The 16,897-nt window shown below is 64.0% G+C and carries 16 protein-coding genes; 10 read left to right on the forward strand and 6 right to left on the reverse strand.

Annotated features, from left to right (window positions below; all coding sequences use genetic code 11):
• The first annotated feature begins 254 nt into the window (after positions 1 to 254).
• Positions 255 to 803, forward strand: coding sequence for an RNA polymerase sigma70 (locus VM99_15740; protein AKJ99448.1), 549 nt, complete (start codon positions 255 to 257; stop codon positions 801 to 803).
• A gap of 69 nt (positions 804 to 872) precedes the next feature.
• Here VM99_15740 and VM99_15745 read toward each other — a convergent pair whose 3' ends face one another.
• From VM99_15745 to VM99_15755, 3 genes are all read right to left on the reverse strand, one after another.
• Positions 873 to 1,886 (reverse strand): acetyltransferase, encoded by a 1,014-nt coding sequence (locus VM99_15745; protein AKJ99449.1) that lies wholly within the window; start codon positions 1,884 to 1,886, stop codon positions 873 to 875.
• 70 nt (positions 1,887 to 1,956) lie between these two features.
• Complete coding sequence (locus VM99_15750; GenBank protein AKK01771.1) at positions 1,957 to 2,733, reverse strand: amino acid ABC transporter substrate-binding protein; 777 nt, start codon at positions 2,731 to 2,733, stop codon at positions 1,957 to 1,959.
• A 114-nt stretch (positions 2,734 to 2,847) separates the two neighbouring features.
• A complete protein-coding gene (locus VM99_15755; GenBank protein AKJ99450.1) occupies positions 2,848 to 3,474 on the reverse strand; it encodes a TetR family transcriptional regulator in 627 nt (208 codons plus the stop codon).
• Positions 3,475 to 3,651: 177 nt separating this feature from the next.
• On the opposite strand from VM99_15755, the gene VM99_15760 reads away from it, so the two are divergent.
• The 6 genes from VM99_15760 to VM99_15785 all read left to right on the forward strand — a co-directional run bounded on the left by VM99_15760 (position 3,652) and on the right by VM99_15785 (position 11,280).
• The gene (locus VM99_15760) at positions 3,652 to 5,442 is read left to right on the forward strand and encodes a terpene utilization protein AtuA (protein ID AKJ99451.1); all 1,791 of its coding nucleotides are present in this window, start codon (positions 3,652 to 3,654) and stop codon (positions 5,440 to 5,442) included.
• 30 nt (positions 5,443 to 5,472) lie between these two features.
• A complete protein-coding gene (locus tag VM99_15765) occupies positions 5,473 to 7,089 on the forward strand; it encodes an acetyl-CoA carboxylase (GenBank protein ID AKJ99452.1) in 1,617 nt (538 codons plus the stop codon).
• A gap of 36 nt (positions 7,090 to 7,125) precedes the next feature.
• Positions 7,126 to 8,283 carry an acyl-CoA dehydrogenase gene (locus VM99_15770; GenBank protein AKJ99453.1) on the forward strand — a complete coding sequence of 386 codons (1,158 nt, stop codon included), beginning with the start codon at positions 7,126 to 7,128 and terminating at the stop codon, positions 8,281 to 8,283.
• Between the two features lie 40 nt (positions 8,284 to 8,323).
• Positions 8,324 to 10,297 carry a 3-methylcrotonyl-CoA carboxylase gene (locus tag VM99_15775; GenBank protein ID AKJ99454.1) on the forward strand — a complete coding sequence of 658 codons (1,974 nt, stop codon included), beginning with the start codon at positions 8,324 to 8,326 and terminating at the stop codon, positions 10,295 to 10,297.
• Between the two features lie 62 nt (positions 10,298 to 10,359).
• Complete coding sequence (locus VM99_15780) at positions 10,360 to 10,902, forward strand: exonuclease (GenBank protein ID AKJ99455.1); 543 nt, start codon at positions 10,360 to 10,362, stop codon at positions 10,900 to 10,902.
• Positions 10,903 to 10,995: 93 nt separating this feature from the next.
• On the forward strand, positions 10,996 to 11,280 hold the full coding sequence (locus VM99_15785; protein ID AKJ99456.1) for a hypothetical protein: 285 nt from the start codon (positions 10,996 to 10,998) through the stop codon (positions 11,278 to 11,280).
• A gap of 83 nt (positions 11,281 to 11,363) precedes the next feature.
• On the opposite strand, the gene VM99_15790 is transcribed toward VM99_15785, so the two are convergent.
• Positions 11,364 to 12,173, reverse strand: a complete 810-nt coding sequence (locus VM99_15790) for a molybdenum cofactor sulfurase (GenBank protein AKJ99457.1) — start codon at positions 12,171 to 12,173, stop codon at positions 11,364 to 11,366.
• 72 nt (positions 12,174 to 12,245) lie between these two features.
• The gene (locus tag VM99_15795) at positions 12,246 to 13,169 is read right to left on the reverse strand and encodes a chemotaxis protein CheW (GenBank protein AKJ99458.1); all 924 of its coding nucleotides are present in this window, start codon (positions 13,167 to 13,169) and stop codon (positions 12,246 to 12,248) included.
• A 479-nt stretch (positions 13,170 to 13,648) separates the two neighbouring features.
• On the opposite strand from VM99_15795, the gene VM99_15800 reads away from it, so the two are divergent.
• From VM99_15800 to VM99_15810, 3 genes are all read left to right on the forward strand, one after another.
• Positions 13,649 to 14,119, forward strand: a complete 471-nt coding sequence (locus VM99_15800; protein AKJ99459.1) for a hypothetical protein — start codon at positions 13,649 to 13,651, stop codon at positions 14,117 to 14,119.
• A gap of 196 nt (positions 14,120 to 14,315) precedes the next feature.
• On the forward strand, positions 14,316 to 15,209 hold the full coding sequence (locus VM99_15805; protein AKJ99460.1) for a histidine kinase: 894 nt from the start codon (positions 14,316 to 14,318) through the stop codon (positions 15,207 to 15,209).
• Positions 15,206 to 15,865, forward strand: coding sequence for a LuxR family transcriptional regulator (locus VM99_15810; protein ID AKJ99461.1), 660 nt, complete (start codon positions 15,206 to 15,208; stop codon positions 15,863 to 15,865). The genes VM99_15805 and VM99_15810 overlap by 4 nt, the downstream gene beginning before the upstream one ends.
• Here VM99_15810 and VM99_15815 read toward each other — a convergent pair.
• Positions 15,849 to 16,766: a lipid kinase gene (locus tag VM99_15815; protein AKJ99462.1), complete on the reverse strand. Its 918-nt coding sequence runs from the start codon at positions 16,764 to 16,766 to the stop codon at positions 15,849 to 15,851. The two genes, VM99_15810 and VM99_15815, sit on opposite strands and share 17 nt — an antisense overlap.
• Between the last annotated feature and the right edge of the window lie 131 nt (positions 16,767 to 16,897).

The raw sequence follows: 16,897 nt of genomic DNA on the forward strand, positions 1-16,897 counted from the left end.
GGGTGTTCTTCCATCCAACCAAGGGAACGGATGCCACGGGCAAAGAATTAGTCGGCGATCGCGTGCGCCAACCCTGTCAGGGGTGTGATCCGACTGCGGCAATGGGTCGCGCTTCAGGCGCTGGACTTACACGCTGCAATAATTCTTTTTCTCAATTGACAATCATTATCATTAAGCCTAATTTGGCGCTCGATGCGTAGGACAGGTCGGACAGATCAGTCGTCCTGCTAACTTTTTGCAGCAAGGTGAATTCCATGACGGAACAAGTATCCACAAGCAGGTGTGAGTCACCGTTACTTCAGGCGTTCGTCGATAATCGCTTGATCCTGGTCAAGATTGCCGCGCGTATCACCGGGTGCCGGTCCCGCGCGGAAGATGTGGTGCAGGACGCGTTCTTCCGACTGCAATCGGCACCGCAGATCACCTCGTCGTTCAAGGCACAGCTCAGCTACCTGTTCCAGATCGTGCGCAACCTGGCGATCGACCACTATCGCAAGCAGGCGCTGGAGCAGAAATACGCGGGGCCGGAAGAGGAAGGCTTGAACGTGGTGATCCAGGGTGCGTCGCCGGAAACCTCCCACATCAACTTCTCCACGCTGGAGCACATCGCCGATGCGCTCACCGAATTGCCCAGCCGAACCCGCTATGCCTTCGAGATGTACCGCCTGCACGGCGTGCCACAGAAAGACATTGCCAAGGAACTGGGCGTCTCGCCGACCCTGGTGAACTTCATGATCCGCGACGCCCTGGTGCACTGCCGCAAGGTGTCCGGGGTACGCGGGGACACCTTCGCCCGGCGATAAGCGCCGGGCCATCGGATAGCCCCTTCGCGGGCGGACTCGCTTGCACAGGTGTCCGCCGCACGCCCTGCCCTACATCAGTGAGCAACGGTCAAAAAACCGCTCCCGCCCCAGGATCATCAGCGCCGCGCGCTTGTGGGGGAAGTCGAATTCCTTTTCACAGTGGAAACACTGGTTGTGCAGGTGCCCGATCATCCGCGCGTTGTCAGCCCGAGGTTCGGCCACCACGCGCTGGGTGCGCGGGTCGTCGAGGAACAGGTAATGCACCAGCGCCGACAACCAGCTCGCCACTTTGTGCGGCCCGCGGTGCTGTTCCTCGCCCACCAGCATGTGGATGCCGCGATCGTAGTGCCCGGCCTCATAGAACGGCGCAATACGGTCTTCCTTGGCCCAGTAGGCTTCGAAATAGGCGAACGGCTGGTCATCGAAACAGCCGATCAGGGTCAGCACACGGGGATCGTCCGCCAGCGTGTCCAGGTACTCGCGATGCTGCGCCAGGGTGCCCTCCTCCTGCCAGAAGCTCGCCACCCGCGGGCTGTTCTGCCAGCGGTTGAAACGCTCCAGGTCCTGCTCGATCTCCAGGGTACGCAGTGATACCCAGGCGCCCAGCCGCGCGTCGAAGCGCCGGTACACCTCGCCACGCGGCTTGACCGGCCGGCGCGGATGACGCCGGCCATCAGTGATGATCATCTGCTGCGGGTAACTGCCATTGAACGACTCCCCCAGCCAGGGTTGCGGCAACTGCCAGAACATCGTGCGCTCGCAGACGTATTCGCCGGGACGCCCGGCGCTGGTCAACAGGCCACTGAGCAAGGCTTCGCCGGGGCGCTCCTGAAGGTGCCAGACCAGGCGTCGACAGTCCGGGTCACGGGCAAACAACCAGTAGCAGGCCGCCCAGAGCGCCGGGCCCACGGGACGGTCGTGGACCTCCTGCAAGTGGACATGCAACTCGGGCCCGCGCTCCAGACGCAGCCGGATCAGCGGCGCGCCTTCAAGCATCAGGCTCAGGTGGCGTTCGGTTTCATCGGCGCCGAGACGGCGCCCGCCGGGCAGGGGCAACGCCATGGGCTGGTTGAGATTGGACATGGAAAGGGGCTCGCGTAGTCGTCGGTAGTCAACGAGGGACGTGAGCCGCGCCGGGAAATTTAGGGCCCGCTCAGTGGGCGTGCGTGGGCACCAGCTCGATCTGGTACGGCTTGAAGATCTTCAACAGCTGGCCGTTGTCCCGCAGCGTCTGCAACAGTTGCGCAAACGCCTCGCTGGTAATGGGTGCCTGGGGCCGGATCAGGGCGTAATGGTGGTAGACCTGATCGATACGTTCGGACACCAGCAATTGCGGGCCGACCTCAGGATTGCGCAGCACATAATCGTTGAGGTACGAGCGAGTCACCAAGGCGATGTCGGCGCGCCCGCGCAAGACCATCAGCAGGTTGCTGTCGTGGGAGTACGTCAGGGTGGCGTTGTACTGGCCGGCGAGGAACTTGGGGTCGGCGTTGAATTCGGCAAAGGCGTAGTGGTAACCGCTGAACAGCGCCAGGCGCTTGCCCCTCAGGTCGGCGAAATAATTCTGCTGGCGGTCCGGCTGGCGCTGGGCGACGAACACCTCGGCGTCCTCCAGCCCCATGTCGACAGCCGTATGCGGCACATCCTGCCAGCCCCAGTCGGGGTTCTCGAAAATCGCCATGTCGACCCGGCCCTGCTTGAAGTCGTTGAAACGGCGAGGTATGGAGGTCGGGACCAGGACGAACTGATAGGTTGCCTGCGATTGATTCAAGGCCTCCACCATCTGCGGCAGCAGGCCCGTGTCGGCACCGTTCTCGGGACGAACGGTGTAGGGTGGAAAATGCGCGGCACCGATCCGGACCAATTGCGCCGCCGAGGCCGGCAACGCCAGGAAAGCGGCCAGGGCAGCCAGCAGCACACGGGAAGTCATCCCCATCGGCGAAAACGTCAAGATCCCCACTCCCCAAAAGTACCCGTCAATACAATCAAGCTAGGCGGTTTCAGCCGCTTAGCCAGCCCTATGGCGATTTAAAGCACCGCTTGATTATTGTTTTTCTTCAAGCACCAGGATCAGGGCTTGCTCGGCCAGCTCATCGAGACTCAAGTTGCCTTCGGCGCGAAACCAGGTGGTGGTCCAGGACAATGCGCCGGTGAGGAAACGCCGGGTAATGAACACGTCTCCGCGAATATACCCGGCCGCCTTGGCCTGGCCCAGAACCTCGAGCCACAAGTCTTCATAAATGTCGCGCAGGGCCAGCACCTGCCGTTGCCCGTCCTGGGACAGCGAGCGCCATTCGTAGACCAACACGGCCATCGCCTCGCCGGTGCCGCCCATGATCGACTGCAATTCACAGCGGATCAGCGCCAGTACCCGTTCGCGCACGCCACTCGCCTCGGCCAGCGCGGCCCGCATCAACGCCGTGTTGTAGCGCACGGTTTCTTCCATCACCGCCCGCAGGATCTCGTCCTTGCTCTTGAAATGGTGAAAGATGCTGCCCGACTGGATGCCCACGGCGCTCGCCAGGTCGCGCACGGTGGTGCGTTCGAAGCCCTTGTTGCGAAACAGATGGGCAGCGCTCTGGAGCAGTTTGCCACGCGCGCTCTGCGGGTCGGTCAGTTGCCCGTTGTCGACCAGCTCGTGCATCACATCCAGGGCTTTTTGCTCGTCCACCCATTCTCTCCTACAGTCGATCAACCTATGCGCGGCCGCGTCCCAATCAACAGAGCTGCGCGGGCAATTTAAGCCGACCCAGGCCACCAAGCAAGCGCTCGGGTGGAAAACCCGCAGCCGTTTACAGACCAAGCGCTTGCTTGGTAGTCTCGAGCCACGCTTGCCGGAGGGAATCTCATGCCAGGAACGATCCGCATCGGTTGCGCCAGCGCCTTCTGGGGCGATACCTGCAGCGCCGCCGCGCAACTGGTCGAAGGAGGCGCGCTGGACTACCTGGTGTTCGACTACCTGGCGGAAGTCACGATGTCGATCCTGGCCGGGGCGCGCCTGAAGGATCCCCAGGCCGGCTATGCCACGGACTTCATCGAGGTGCTCACGCCACTGCTCCCGCGCTTGCACGCCGAGCGGATCCGCGTGATCAGCAACGCCGGCGGAGTCAATCCCCAGGCCTGCGCCGCGGCGCTGCAAGCGGCGTGTGACCAGGCGGGCGTGCCGTTGAAGATCGCCGTGCTGCTGGGCGATGACTTGCAAGGGCAATGGGATCGGCTCGCCGGCCAGGGCCTGCGCGAGATGTTCAGCGGCGAGCCCCTGCCGCCCGCGTGCGTGTCCAGCAACGCCTACCTCGGCGCGCCGGGCATCGTCGAAGCCTTGCGCCTGGGCGCGGACATCGTGATCACCGGGCGGGTGGTGGACAGCGCCGTGGTCAGTGCCCCTCTCGTACATGAATTCGGCTGGGCCTGGGACGACTACGACAAACTGGCCCAGGCCGCGCTGGCAGGCCACCTCATCGAGTGCGGGGCACAATCCACCGGCGGGAACTTCACCGACTGGCGGGAGGTACCGGACTACGAGCACATCGGCTTTCCCATCGTCGACGTTAGCGCCGATGGCCAATTCATCGTCACCAAGGCCCCCGGCACCGGCGGGCTGATCACGCCACTGACAGTCGGCGAGCAATTGCTGTACGAGATCGGCGACCCGCAAGGCTACCTGCTGCCCGACGTGATCTGCGATTTCAGCCAGGTCCGGCTGATCCAGCAAGGCAAGCATGCGGTACGCGTCCATGGCGCCCGGGGCCTGCCGCCCAGCGACCAGTACAAGGTCTGCGCCACCGGGCTGGACGGCTACCGCTGCACCGCCACCTGCCTGATCGCCGGTATCGATGCGGTGGCAAAGGCTGAACGGGTCGGCCAGGCAATTATCGCCAGGACCTCGCAGATGTTCAGCCAGCGCGGCTGGGCGCCCTACCGCGAGGTGAACGTCGAGTTGTTGGGCAGCGAAGCCACTTACGGTCAGCACCGCCGGCGCCAGGACACCCGTGAAGTGGTGCTCAAACTGGCGGTTCGGCACCCGGACAGGCAAGCGCTGGTGCTGTTTTCCCGGGAAATCGCCCAGGCTGCCACCGGCATGGCACCCGGGCTGACCGGCATGGTGGGTGGCAGGCCGACGGTGTCGCCGTTAATCCGCCTGTTTTCGTTCCTGATCGACAAAGCCCACTGCACGCTCGCGATTGAATGCCAGGGGCAACGCCACCCGTGCCCCCTGCCCCCTCTCGACACCTTGCAAACCGACGACCTGCCGCTCGCCGCAGACGTGCCCAAACCCCAGGGTCGGGCCGATGCCAGCGTGCCGCTGGTCAAGCTGGCGGTGGCGCGCTCCGGCGACAAGGGCAACCACGTCAATATCGGCGTGATCGCGCGTGCGCCCGAATACCTGCCGTGGATCGCCGAAGCCCTGACGCCGGAAGTGGTGGTCGACTGGATGAGTCACGTCCTTGACCCGTTGCTGGGCCGCGTCGAACGCTGGTACCTGCCGGGCACCCATAGCCTGAATTTCCTGCTGGAAAACGCCCTGGGCGGCGGTGGTGCCGCCAGCCTGCGCGGCGACCCCCAGGGCAAGGCGCTGGCCCAGCAGTTGCTCGATATCCAGATACCGGTGCCGCAAAGCATCGCCGATCAACTCGACTAGCGCGTTCGCATCGAAAAAGGAGAACGGTCCATGCCGGTCATCGAAACGCTGCTTGACCCTCACAGCACCGACTTCGCCCGCCACCACGCGGCCATGCTGGCGGGCGTCGAGCAACTGCGCGCGATCGAACAGGCCGTGCTGGAAAAAGCCGCCCAGGCCCAGGACACCTTCGACCAGCGCGGCCAGTTGTTGCCGCGCCAGCGCCTGAACCTGCTGCTGGACCCCGGCGCGCCGTTCCTCGAACTGGCGAGCCTGGCCGGCTACAAGCGCCATGATGACAAGGATGGCAGCCAGGCCGGCGGTGGCCTGATCGCCGGGATCGGCCATGTGTCCGGCGTGCGGGTGCTGGTGGTGGTCAACAACAGCGCGATCAAGGGCGGGACCATTTCCCCCAGCGGCTTGCAGAAAACCCTGCGCCTGCAACAGATCGCCATGGAAAACAAACTGCCGGTCGTCACCCTGGCCGAAAGCGGCGGCGCCAACCTCAACTATGCCGCGCAGATCTTTGTCGAAGGGGCGCGCTGCTTTGCCAATCAGGCACGGATGTCGGCCATGGGCCTGCCGCAGATCACCGTGGTCCATGGTTCGGCCACCGCCGGCGGGGCCTATCAGCCGGGGCTGTCGGACTACGTGGTGGTGGTGCGCGACAAGGCGCGGTTGTTTCTGGCCGGGCCGCCGCTGCTCAAGGCCGCCACGGGCGAAGTCGCCAGCGAAGAGGAACTCGGCGGTGCGCAGATGCATGCGCAAGTGGCAGGCACCGCCGAATACCTGGCGCAGGACGATGCCGACGGCATACGCCTGGCCCGGGAGATCCTCAGCTTGCTGCCCTGGAACGCGCAACTGGCGCCCTCGCCCGAACGGACCTGGGCCGAGCCGTTGTACCCCGCCGACGACCTGCTGGGGCTGGTGCCCGACGACCCGAAGAAGCCCTACGACGTGGCGGAAATCATCGCCCGCATCGCCGACGGCTCGGCGTTCCTGGCGTTCAAGCAAGCATTCGACCCGCAAACCGTTTGCGGCCATCTGCACATCCGCGGCCATGCCTGCGGCGTGATCGGCAACAACGGCCCGATCACCGCCAAGGGCGCCAGCAAGGCCGCGCAGTTCATCCAGTTGTGCGACCAGAGCCGCACGCCGCTGCTGTTCCTGCACAACACCACCGGCTTCATGGTCGGCACCGAATCGGAACGACAAGGTGTGATCAAGCATGGCGCCAAGATGATCCAGGCCGTGGCCAATGCCCGGGTGGCCAAGCTGACGGTCGTGGTGGGCGGTTCCTACGGCGCCGGCAACTATGCCATGTGCGGTCGCGGGCTGGACCCGCGCTTCATCTTCGCCTGGCCCAACAGCCGCACGGCCGTGATGGGCGGCGCCCAGGCCGGCAAGGTGCTGCGCATCGTCACCGAGGCCACGCAGATCAGGCAGGGCGTGAGCCCCGACCCGAAGATGCTGGACCTGCTCGAACAGACCACCGCGCAAAAACTCGACAGCCAGTCCAGCGCCCTCTACGGCAGCGCCCACCTTTGGGACGACGGGCTCATCGATCCGCGTGACACCCGCACACTGCTGGGCTACCTGCTGGACATCTGCCACGAAGCCGAGCGGCGGTCGCTGCAAGCCAACAGCTTTGGCGTGGCCCGTTTCTGACCCGGTGATGGATTTGCGACCACGGAGAACAAAAAAATGATCTTCAGCCAGGAACATGAAGCACTGCGGCGTAGCGTTTGCCAGTTCGTCGAGCGCGACATCAACCCCTATGTCGACGAATGGGAGCAAGCCGGGCAGTTCCCTATCCACGAGGTCTTGCGCAAGGCCGGCGACCTGGGTTTGCTGGGCATCTCCAAGCCCGAACAGTTCGGCGGCATGGGCCTGGACTACAGCTATTCGATCGTCGCGGCCGAAGCGTTCGGGACGATTCATTGCGGCGGCGTCCCGATGTCCATCGGCGTACAGACCGACATGTGCACGCCAGCGCTGGCGCGTTTCGGCTCCGATGCACTGCGTGAAGAGTTCCTGCGCCCGGCCATCCGTGGCGAACAGGTGGGCTGCATCGGCGTTTCCGAGATCGGCGCCGGTTCCGACGTCGCCGGGCTCAAGACCACGGCCCGCAAGGACGGCGACGATTACCTCATCAACGGCAGCAAGATGTGGATCACCAACGCCCCGAGCGCCGACTTCATGTGCCTGCTCGCCAACACCTCCGACGACAAGCCCCACCACAACAAATCCCTGATCATGGTGCCCATGCGCAGCCCCGGTATCAGCCTCGGCGAGCCCCTGGACAAACTCGGCATGCGCAGCTCGCAGACCGCCCAGGTGCTCTTCGATGACGTGCGCGTGCCGCAACGCAATCGAATCGGCCAGGAAGGCGCCGGGTTCATGATGCAGATGCTGCAGTTCCAGGAAGAACGGCTGTTCGGCGCGGCAAACATGCTCAAGGGCATGGAGCGTTGCATCGACAGCACGATCGAGTACTGCCGTGAGCGCAAGACCTTCGGCAGCGCCCTGATCGACAACCAGGTGATCCACTTTCGCCTGGCGGAACTGGCCTGCGAGGTCGAATGCCTGCGGGCGCTGGTCTACCAGGCCACCGAGCAATACATCAACAGCCAGGACGTGACCCGGCTGGCGTCCATGGCCAAGCTCAAGGCCGGACGCCTGGCCCGGGAAGTCACCGACAGCTGCCTGCAATACTGGGGTGGCATGGGCTTCATGTGGGACAACCCGGTCGCCCGGGCCTACCGCGACGTACGGCTGGTGTCCATCGGCGCCGGGGCCGACGAGATCATGCTGGGCATCCTGTGCAAGCTCATGGGGACGTTGCCGGACAAGCAGCACTGAAAGCGGCCCACCAGACACCGCAGAACCCAGGACAGAACCCATGCCCGTCTTCAGCAAACTGCTCATTGCCAACCGCGGCGAAATCGCCTGTCGGATCCAGCGCACCGCCCAGGCCCAGGGTTATCGCACGGTCGCGGTGTTCAGCGAAGCCGACGCCGATGCGCGACATGTGCGCATGGCCGATGAGGCCGTGCTGATCGGCCCGGCCTCGGTCCAGCAGTCCTACCTGGATCCGACGGCCATCCTCGAGGCGGCCCGGCGCACCGGCGCCGATGCGATCCACCCCGGCTACGGCTTCCTCGCCGAAAACGCCGGGTTCGCCAGGGCCTGCGCGGCGGCCGGTATCGTGTTCATCGGTCCCAGTCCCGAGGCCATCGAACGGATGGGCAGCAAGCGCCGCTCGAAAATCGCCATGCTCGCCGCCGGCGTGCCTTGCATCGCGGGCTATGAAGGTGAAGCCCAGGACGACGACAGCCTGTGCCGGGAAGCCGCGCGCATCGGCTACCCGCTGATGATCAAGGCCAGCGCCGGTGGCGGTGGCCGGGGCATGCGCCTGGTGCAGCGGGCCGAGGACCTGCCTGAACAACTGCGCATCGCTCGCGCCGAGGCGCTGCACGGGTTCGGCGACGCTGAACTGATCCTCGAACAGGCACTGCTCGACCCGCGCCACGTGGAAATCCAGATTTTCGGCGACCACCACGGTCAACTGATCCACCTCGGCGAGCGGGACTGCTCGATCCAGCGGCGCCACCAGAAAATCATCGAAGAAGCGCCCTGCCCGGTCATGACCGCCGAACTGCGCCAGGCCATGGGCAATGCGGCGCTCATGGCGGGCCGCGCGGTGGACTACGTCGGTGCCGGGACCGTGGAATTCCTCTTGGCCGCGGACGGTCGGTTCTACTTTCTGGAGATGAACACCCGCCTGCAAGTCGAACACCCGGTCACCGAACTGATCACCGGCCAGGATCTGGTGGCCTGGCAACTGGACATCGCCGCCGGCCTGCCCCTGCCGCTGCGCCAGGACCAGGTACACCTGAACGGGCATGCCATGGAGGTGCGCCTGTACGCCGAAGACCCCGCGGCGGATTTCCTGCCGCAGACCGGCCGCTTGATCGGCTGGGCGCCCCCCACGGGCGAGGGCGTGCGAATCGACCACGGCTTGCTGGAAGGCCAGGCCATCACGCCGTTCTACGACTCGATGCTGGGCAAACTGATCGCCCACGGCGCCACCCGCGAGCAAGCCCGACGCCGATTGCTGCGGGCAGTGGAAGATTGCGTACTGCTGGGCGTGCAGAGCAATCAGCGGTTGCTGGCGGCGTTGCTGGCGCATCCGCGCTTCATCGACGGCGACGTTGGCACCGGCTTCATCGAGCAGCACTTTGTCCGGCATGTCGCCCTACAGGCGCCGACGCCATCCGCCGAGCAACTCGCCATCGCCACGGCCCTGTTCTATCAATGCGCCCGCGCCCGGCATGCCGCCGACCTGGGCGGCTGGCGCAACAACGCCGGCTCGGCGCTGCGTTACCGGATCGGCATGGGCGAGCGCGACTGGACCCTGGACCTGCTGGCCAGGCCCGACGGGACGCTGAGCATCCACGGCGCCGAACGCTCGGTCGAACTGAAATGGCTGGAGGTCGACCAGTCTGGCGCCGTGCTGATGCTCGATGGCCTTCGCCAACGCCATCGCTGGCGCCTCGACGGCAACGATCTGTGGTTGTTCACCCGCCCCGGTGGCCTGCCGCTGCAAGACCGGACCCGCGCCCCCATCACGCCCGCCGCCAGCGCCCCTGGCGACGGCCTGCTCAAGGCCCCCATGGACGGCGCGATCGTCGAGGTGCTGGTCAGCGAAGGCACGCGGGTTCGCCAGGGCCAGCTGTTGCTGGTGCTGGAAGCGATGAAAATGGAGCACCCCCTCAAGGCGGGCTTCGACGGAGTGGTCAGGCAATTGCAGGTCGCGCCCGGCGAACAGGTCAGGCAGCAGCAGGTTTTGTTGCGAGTCGAGACAGCGCACTAGGCGGATGCGCCGGGTTTGACTACGCTCAAAGCCATCAGCACGCCGATACCGGGAACCTTGCGATGCCTCACTGGCTGGTGATTGATCTGGAGGCCACCACCGATGAAGGTGGCTGGCCGGTAACCGAAATGGAAATTATCGAAATCGGCGCCACGCTGGTGAATCGTGACGGGCGTGAGGTCGATCATTTCCAGCGCTTCGTACGCCCCTTGAGACGTCCGCTGCTCACGTCCTTCTGTCGCGAACTGACCCACATCACCCAGGCCAACATCGACGGCGCCGCACCGCTGACCGAGGTCTGGCCGGCATTCGAACGCTGGTTGGCGCCGTATCATTCGAACCTCGAAGGCTGGGTCAGCTGGGGCGACTACGACCGCAAGCAACTGCTCCAGGAATGGCAGCACCAACACCTGCACAGCGTGCTGGGCCAGTTGCCGCACATGAACCTCAAGCAGCGCTTCGCCAAGGCCCGTCGCCTGGAACGCCCCCTGGGCCTCAATGCCGCGTTGCAACTGGCGGGCCTGCAATTCTGCGGTCAACAGCACCGCGCGCTGGAGGATGCCCGCAACACCGCGCGGCTGTTGCCATTGGTACTGCCGGGTTGAGGGGCGGGTCCGAACCCGCTCGGCAGATGACGAACACCGACGCCTTGTGCATACTGGCCGGCCTTTTTCAGCCCCTTTTTCGAGGAATCGCCCATGTTTAAAGTCAACGAGTACTTCGACGGCACCGTCAAGTCGATCGCTTTTGGCACTGCCGAAGGCCCTGCGACCATCGGCGTCATGGCACCGGGCGAATACGAATTCGGCACGGCCCAGCGGGAAATCATGCACGTCGTTTCCGGCGCCCTGACCGTAAAACTGCCAGGCAGCAGCGACTGGGAAACCTTCGCGGCGGGCAGCCAGTTCAACGTACCGGCCGACAGCAAGTTCCAGCTCAAAGTGGCCGTCGACACCGCTTACTTGTGTGAATACCGCGGCTGACCGTCAAGCAGTCACAAAGTGTCGGTATGAGAAACAAAAATGCCCGTGTCCAATGACACGGGCATTTTTTTCAAGCGCAAGACTTACTCAAGCACCTCAACCGGCATGCCGACTTCCAGCCGGCCATTGCCGTCATTGACCAGGTTCTGGCCAAACATCGCGCCGTCAGGGGTCGAGCGGTATTGCTGCAAGGTCGCGAAAGGTTCGCGGTTGGGGTCGCGATCACCGGTTTGCGGATCGACCGTGGTCATGATGCAACGCGAACATGGCTTGACCAGTCGGAACTCCACGTCGCCGATACGAATGCGCTTCCAGCCATCCTCGGCAAACGCCTCGCTGCCCTCGACCACCAGGTTGGGGCGAAAGCGCAGCATTTCCAATGGACGCCCGACCCGATTGGACAGGTCCTGCAATGAGGCCTGGCCGATCAGCAGCAGCGGAAAACCGTCGGCAAACGCGACCTTGTCGTCATCCTTGCCGTAACCGGCGGCAGTGGTGCGCGCCAGTTCCACCGGCACATGCACCAACCGGGTGGGGTTGCCAATGAACGCACTGACCCAGGCCGCTGCCTCGTCGCCGGCGTCCGGTACCCGCAAGGTGTCGCGCCAGATGATCACCCCGCGCAGTTGCTCCTCGAGCGTGGAAGGCAGCGCCACGTCAATGGCGCCGTGGCCCGGTGCGCTGAGCGTCAACCCACCGGCCTCATTCCACAAGGCCGAGAGCTGGCTCATCTTCGCCACGGCCCGCTGGGTCAGGAAACGCCCTGTGCCTTCGTCCACCAGCATCCAGCGCCGGTCACCGTCCAGCCCGAGCTTGTCCAGGCCAATCCCTTGCAGGGGCTGGCCCTTGCCGGACTTCAACGGATAACGGTACAGCGCGCTCAGCCGCAACATGGTCAACTTCCCTGGGGGCGAAAAAGTGCCACCTTATACGAGCCGACCGTTGAAGCAAACCACCCATCGACCTCAGTCAAGCGACAGGCGTTGGCGCACCACATCCACCAGTTTGTCCGGCTGGAATTTGGAGAGGAAATTGTCGCAACCCACCTTCTTGACCATCGAGTCGTTGAAGCTGCCGGACAGCGAGGTGTGCAGCACCACGTAGAGCCCCCGCAACCGCGGATCGTTGCGGATCTCGGTGGTCAGGCGGTAGCCGTCCATTTCCGGCATTTCGGCATCGGTGAAGATCATCAGCAACTTGTCGGTCATCACCTCGCCAGTATCGGCCCAGGCCTTGAGCATGTTCAGGGCTTTCAAGCCATCGCTGGCGATGTGCATCTTCACCCCCAACTGGCCCAGGGTGTCGCGCAACTGCGACAGCGCGACATTGGAGTCGTCCACCAGCAGCACTTCGCGGCCACGGGCACGCTCCAGCACCGGGTCTTCGAGTTTGTCCCGGGAGACCTTGGCGTTGTACGGCACGATTTCGGCCAGGACCTTTTCCACGTCGATGATTTCCACCAACTGATCGTCCACCTTGCTGATGGCCGTCAGGTAATGCTCGCGTCCCGCACTGCCCGGAGGTGGCAGGATCGCTTCCCAGTTCATGTTGACGATGCGGTCGACGCCGCCCACCAGGAACGCCTGGACCGAACGGTTGTACTCGGTAACGATGATGGTGCTGTTGGCACCCGGCACCAGCGGCCGCATACCGATGGCCTGGGACAGGTCGATCACCGGCAGCGTCTGGCCCCGCAGATTGACCACGCCACAGACGAAGGGATGGCGCTGGGGCATCAGCGTCAGCTTCGGCAGTTGCAGCACTTCCTGGACCTTGAACACGTTAATGGCGAACAGTTGCCGGCCCGCCAGGCGAAACATGAGAATTTCCAGGCGATTCTCACCCACCAGTTGGGTTCGTTGATCTACTGTGTCGAGAATGCCGGCCATCGATGACTCCTGGGCTTGTTCGGATGAATCCAATGAAAGGGATATCGGCTGGGTCCGCCGGATCTTGACCCCTGATAAAATACAAGCGCGGGGCATTGATGTCACATTAACATCATGCTTTACTGGCGCAGCATTTTCATCCGCTATTTCCCCCGCTGCGCGACCTCGGTTTGCGCATTAGGTTCCGCTGCCTAAGGGATTCCCCTAGGCACAATCAGGTCCAACCTGATATTCCCGCTATCCAATAGCCATTAATGTGACGCCATTCTCATTGCTGAACGGAGTCAGGCTTCTGTGCGCGCCCCCAGGACATCGGATTCCGGCCTTGTAGCCGAGCCCACCCGTGCAATCGTTTGCGGGTTCGTCGCCGTTGATCGGCCCGGACCTCATGCCGCGCGCGTGTCCGTCGTCGACCTTGAGATCCAGCCGTTCGCTGTACACGGTTTTCTTTCGCCTGACATGATGTTGTGGAGATAAGCATGCCGAATGATCGCAGGAACTGGAATGAGCGCCTGCCCGAACTCCTGGTCGAGGCCGAGACGCTGTTGGCCAAGTCGGAAGAGTGCCTGAGCCATTTGCAATTGATCAGCAATGACAGGGATGCGATCGACTGCATGCTCAGTACCTTGCTGAAACTGGCAGGCAAGGCCAATGCCCTCGCCCTGGAAGCCCTTTCGGAATTCTCGCTGCACATCCATGGCCTGCTCAGCCATGCGCAGAATCACATGGAACTGCATGACCAGGCCCTGTGCGCCTTGAAGGACTGCTTCACCCTGATGGCCTGGCAACTGGAACTGGTCGATCACACCACCGGCACGCTGGGCCTGGATCGCAGCGAACAGACCTCGCTGATCGAAGCCTTTGCCTTCCAGGTTGGCCAGAGCCCCTGCGAGGCGCTGGCTGCCTCACGCCCACTGGCCTTGGTGCATTACGCCCAGAAACAAGCCTGACTTCGATGCCGACGGCGCGATGCCGAGCGCGACCAACGTTGCGCGAAGTGGTAGTATCTCTCGCGTCAGTCGCTTCACGACCGCGCCGTCATGGCCGCCAACCGAAGCGGCCCTCGACCTGAAACGTTTACCCAACCCGGCCTGTCAGATGCGCTGACCGGCCAGCCCGCAGCGAACATCATTGGCTCCATCCGCTATGTACGCCAGCCTCAAGTCATTCATCACCTGGCCTCCCTCCCGAGAAAATGCCCGCCGCTTCACATTGTTGTTGTGCGTCTGCTCGGCCGTGGGCTGCCTGCTGACCTACCTGTTCGCCCATACATTGCCGCTGAGCGTGGTGGTGCTGAACCTGGTGGCCGTGGCCTGTGTCTGGATCGGCCATCGACTGTCGCGCAAATCCATCAAGCTGCAGCCCCAGGAACTGGCCGACCGCTTGCTTGAAGTCCAGGAAAACGAACGCCATCGACTCAGCCGCGAATTGCACGACGACATCGGCCAACTGCTGACCGCCGCGAAACTGCAAAGCGAATGGCTCAAGCAGCGGATGCCGGAAGAGTTGCAGGGCCAGTGCGCCATCCTCTGCGACACCCTCAGCGAGACCCTCGACAAGGTCCGCGACGTGTCAGCGATCCTCAACCCCAGGCAGTTGGCCAGCCTGGGACTGGAAGCCAGCCTGCGGGCGCACCTGCTCAAGACGCTGGCCAATGCGCCGGTGAAATGGAGCCTCGATTGCCAACAGCGCATGACCGGCATTCCCGAAGAAATGTCGGTCGCCGTGTTCCGGATCACCCAGGAAGCGGTCACCAACATCCTGCGCCATTCCCGCGCGACCAACCTGCTGGTGCGCCTGCAACGCCTACCGGATGGCCTCACCCTGCTGATCAGCGACGATGGCCAGGGGTTCGCCCCGGCCACCCACCCTGGCCGCGAAGGCCAGCGCGGCATGGCCGGCATGTCGGAGCGGGTCGAGCAACTGGGCGGCACGCTCGAGGTCACCAGCGAGGCCGGCAAAGGCACTCACATCGAAGCACGCTTCCCCTGGGCGCCCCGCGCCCTGGAACGGGCCAGCAAGAATAAGGTTCTCCATTGATCTGTAATTTGCTTCTGGTCGATGACCACTCCCTGATCAGGGCCGGCGTACGAGCCCTGGTCATGGATATCCCAGGCTACGCGGTCATCGGCGAAGCCAGCGACGGCAAGCAGTTGGTGGAGCTGGTGGAACGGCTCGAGCCCGACATCGTGTTGCTGGACATCTCCATGAAGGACACCGGCGGCCTGGAAGCCTTGCAGCAACTCAAGCGGGTGCGCCCCCACAGCAAGGTACTGATCCTGTCCATGCACACGGATCCGGCGCTGATCATGCAGGCGCTGGAATGCGGCGCCCACGGCTACCTGCTCAAGGACACCACCGTCAATGAGCTGAAACATGCCCTGGAAGCGCTGCGCAAGAACGAGCGTTACCTGAGCCCGGCCATCGCCCATACCGTGATCAACCAGGCGCTGACCCGCGTCCAGAAACGTCAGCCCGAACCTGCCCAGACCCATAACCTGACCGCGCGCCAGCTGGAAATACTGCGGCTGATCGTGCGCGGCAAGTCCACCCGGGAAATCGCCAACGGCCTGAGCCTGAGCATCAAGACCGTGGAAACCCACCGGGCGCAGATCATGAAGCGCCTACAGATCCATGACGTCGCCGGCCTGGTGTTGTTCGCGGTACGCGAGCAGATCATCAGCCTGGACGATTGAGCGCCGCCGAGCCTCCCAACAGCGGCGAATCGGTCGGCAGGTGCACGCGCAGCGCCTTCGGGCGCACCGTGAAACGCAGCGTGTCGACCTGCAATGGCTCACCGTCCAGGTTCATGTCCAGGCCCTGGGCGACCTTGATCTCCACCCAGGGCAAGCGGGCGCGCACGAACATGTTGTCGATGCCCAGCCCGCCCGCCAGCAAGTCCTTCAACGTGCCGACCACCTCCTGGGGCGCCGGCAAGATGCTGATATCCAGCAGCCCATCGTCCGCCAACGCCTCGGGGCACAGTACATGCCCTCCTCCCGCTTGCCGGCCGTTGCCGATGCCCAGCGCCAACAGATCCCCCGCCCAATGGAAATCAGGCCCCTGCAGCTCGCCATAGGCGGCGCTCAGCTCACTGAATCGCGACAGGCCGGTGAACAGGTAGGCGGCGCCTCCGAGGACCTTCTTGAGGTCTTCGGACGTGTTGGCGGTAACCTGGCTGCCGAAGCCGCCCGTGGCCATGTTCAGGAACATCCGCCCGCCGACCTCGCCCAGGTCGACGGGCTGGGCGGCCACGTCCAGTAAGTCCAGGGCCTGTTCCGGTTCCAGCGGCACACCGGCGGCGCGGGCAAAGTCATTGGCGGTGCCCAGCGGCATCAGCACCAGGCTGGCATCGCCGGGATTGAGGGCCATCGCCTCGGCGATATCGCGCAAGGTTCCATCACCGCCGCCGGCAATCAATTGCTCGTAGCCCGCCGCCAGGGCTTCCTCGACGCATCGTCGGGCGTCCCCGGCCTCCCAGGTCAACCGCACTGCCAGGTCCCACCCCTGCTCGCGCTTGAGCATCACGGCCGCGCGAACCTCTTCGTTGAGCGCTTGCTTGCCATGCAAAATCAACAGCGCCTTGCCCTTGCTCATCGTCGTCTCCGTCATTGGAAGGTTCAGCAAATGGGACCACTCATTGCGCCGAAAAAGCCCGGCCTGGCTCAATTTAATGGAAAAATCGCAAACGACTGCCCAAGCGAACCCCATGCGCAGGGGTGGCCCGA

It is taken from the genome of Pseudomonas chlororaphis, assembly GCA_001023535.1.
In the GTDB taxonomy this organism is placed as follows: domain Bacteria; phylum Pseudomonadota; class Gammaproteobacteria; order Pseudomonadales; family Pseudomonadaceae; genus Aquipseudomonas; species Aquipseudomonas chlororaphis_E.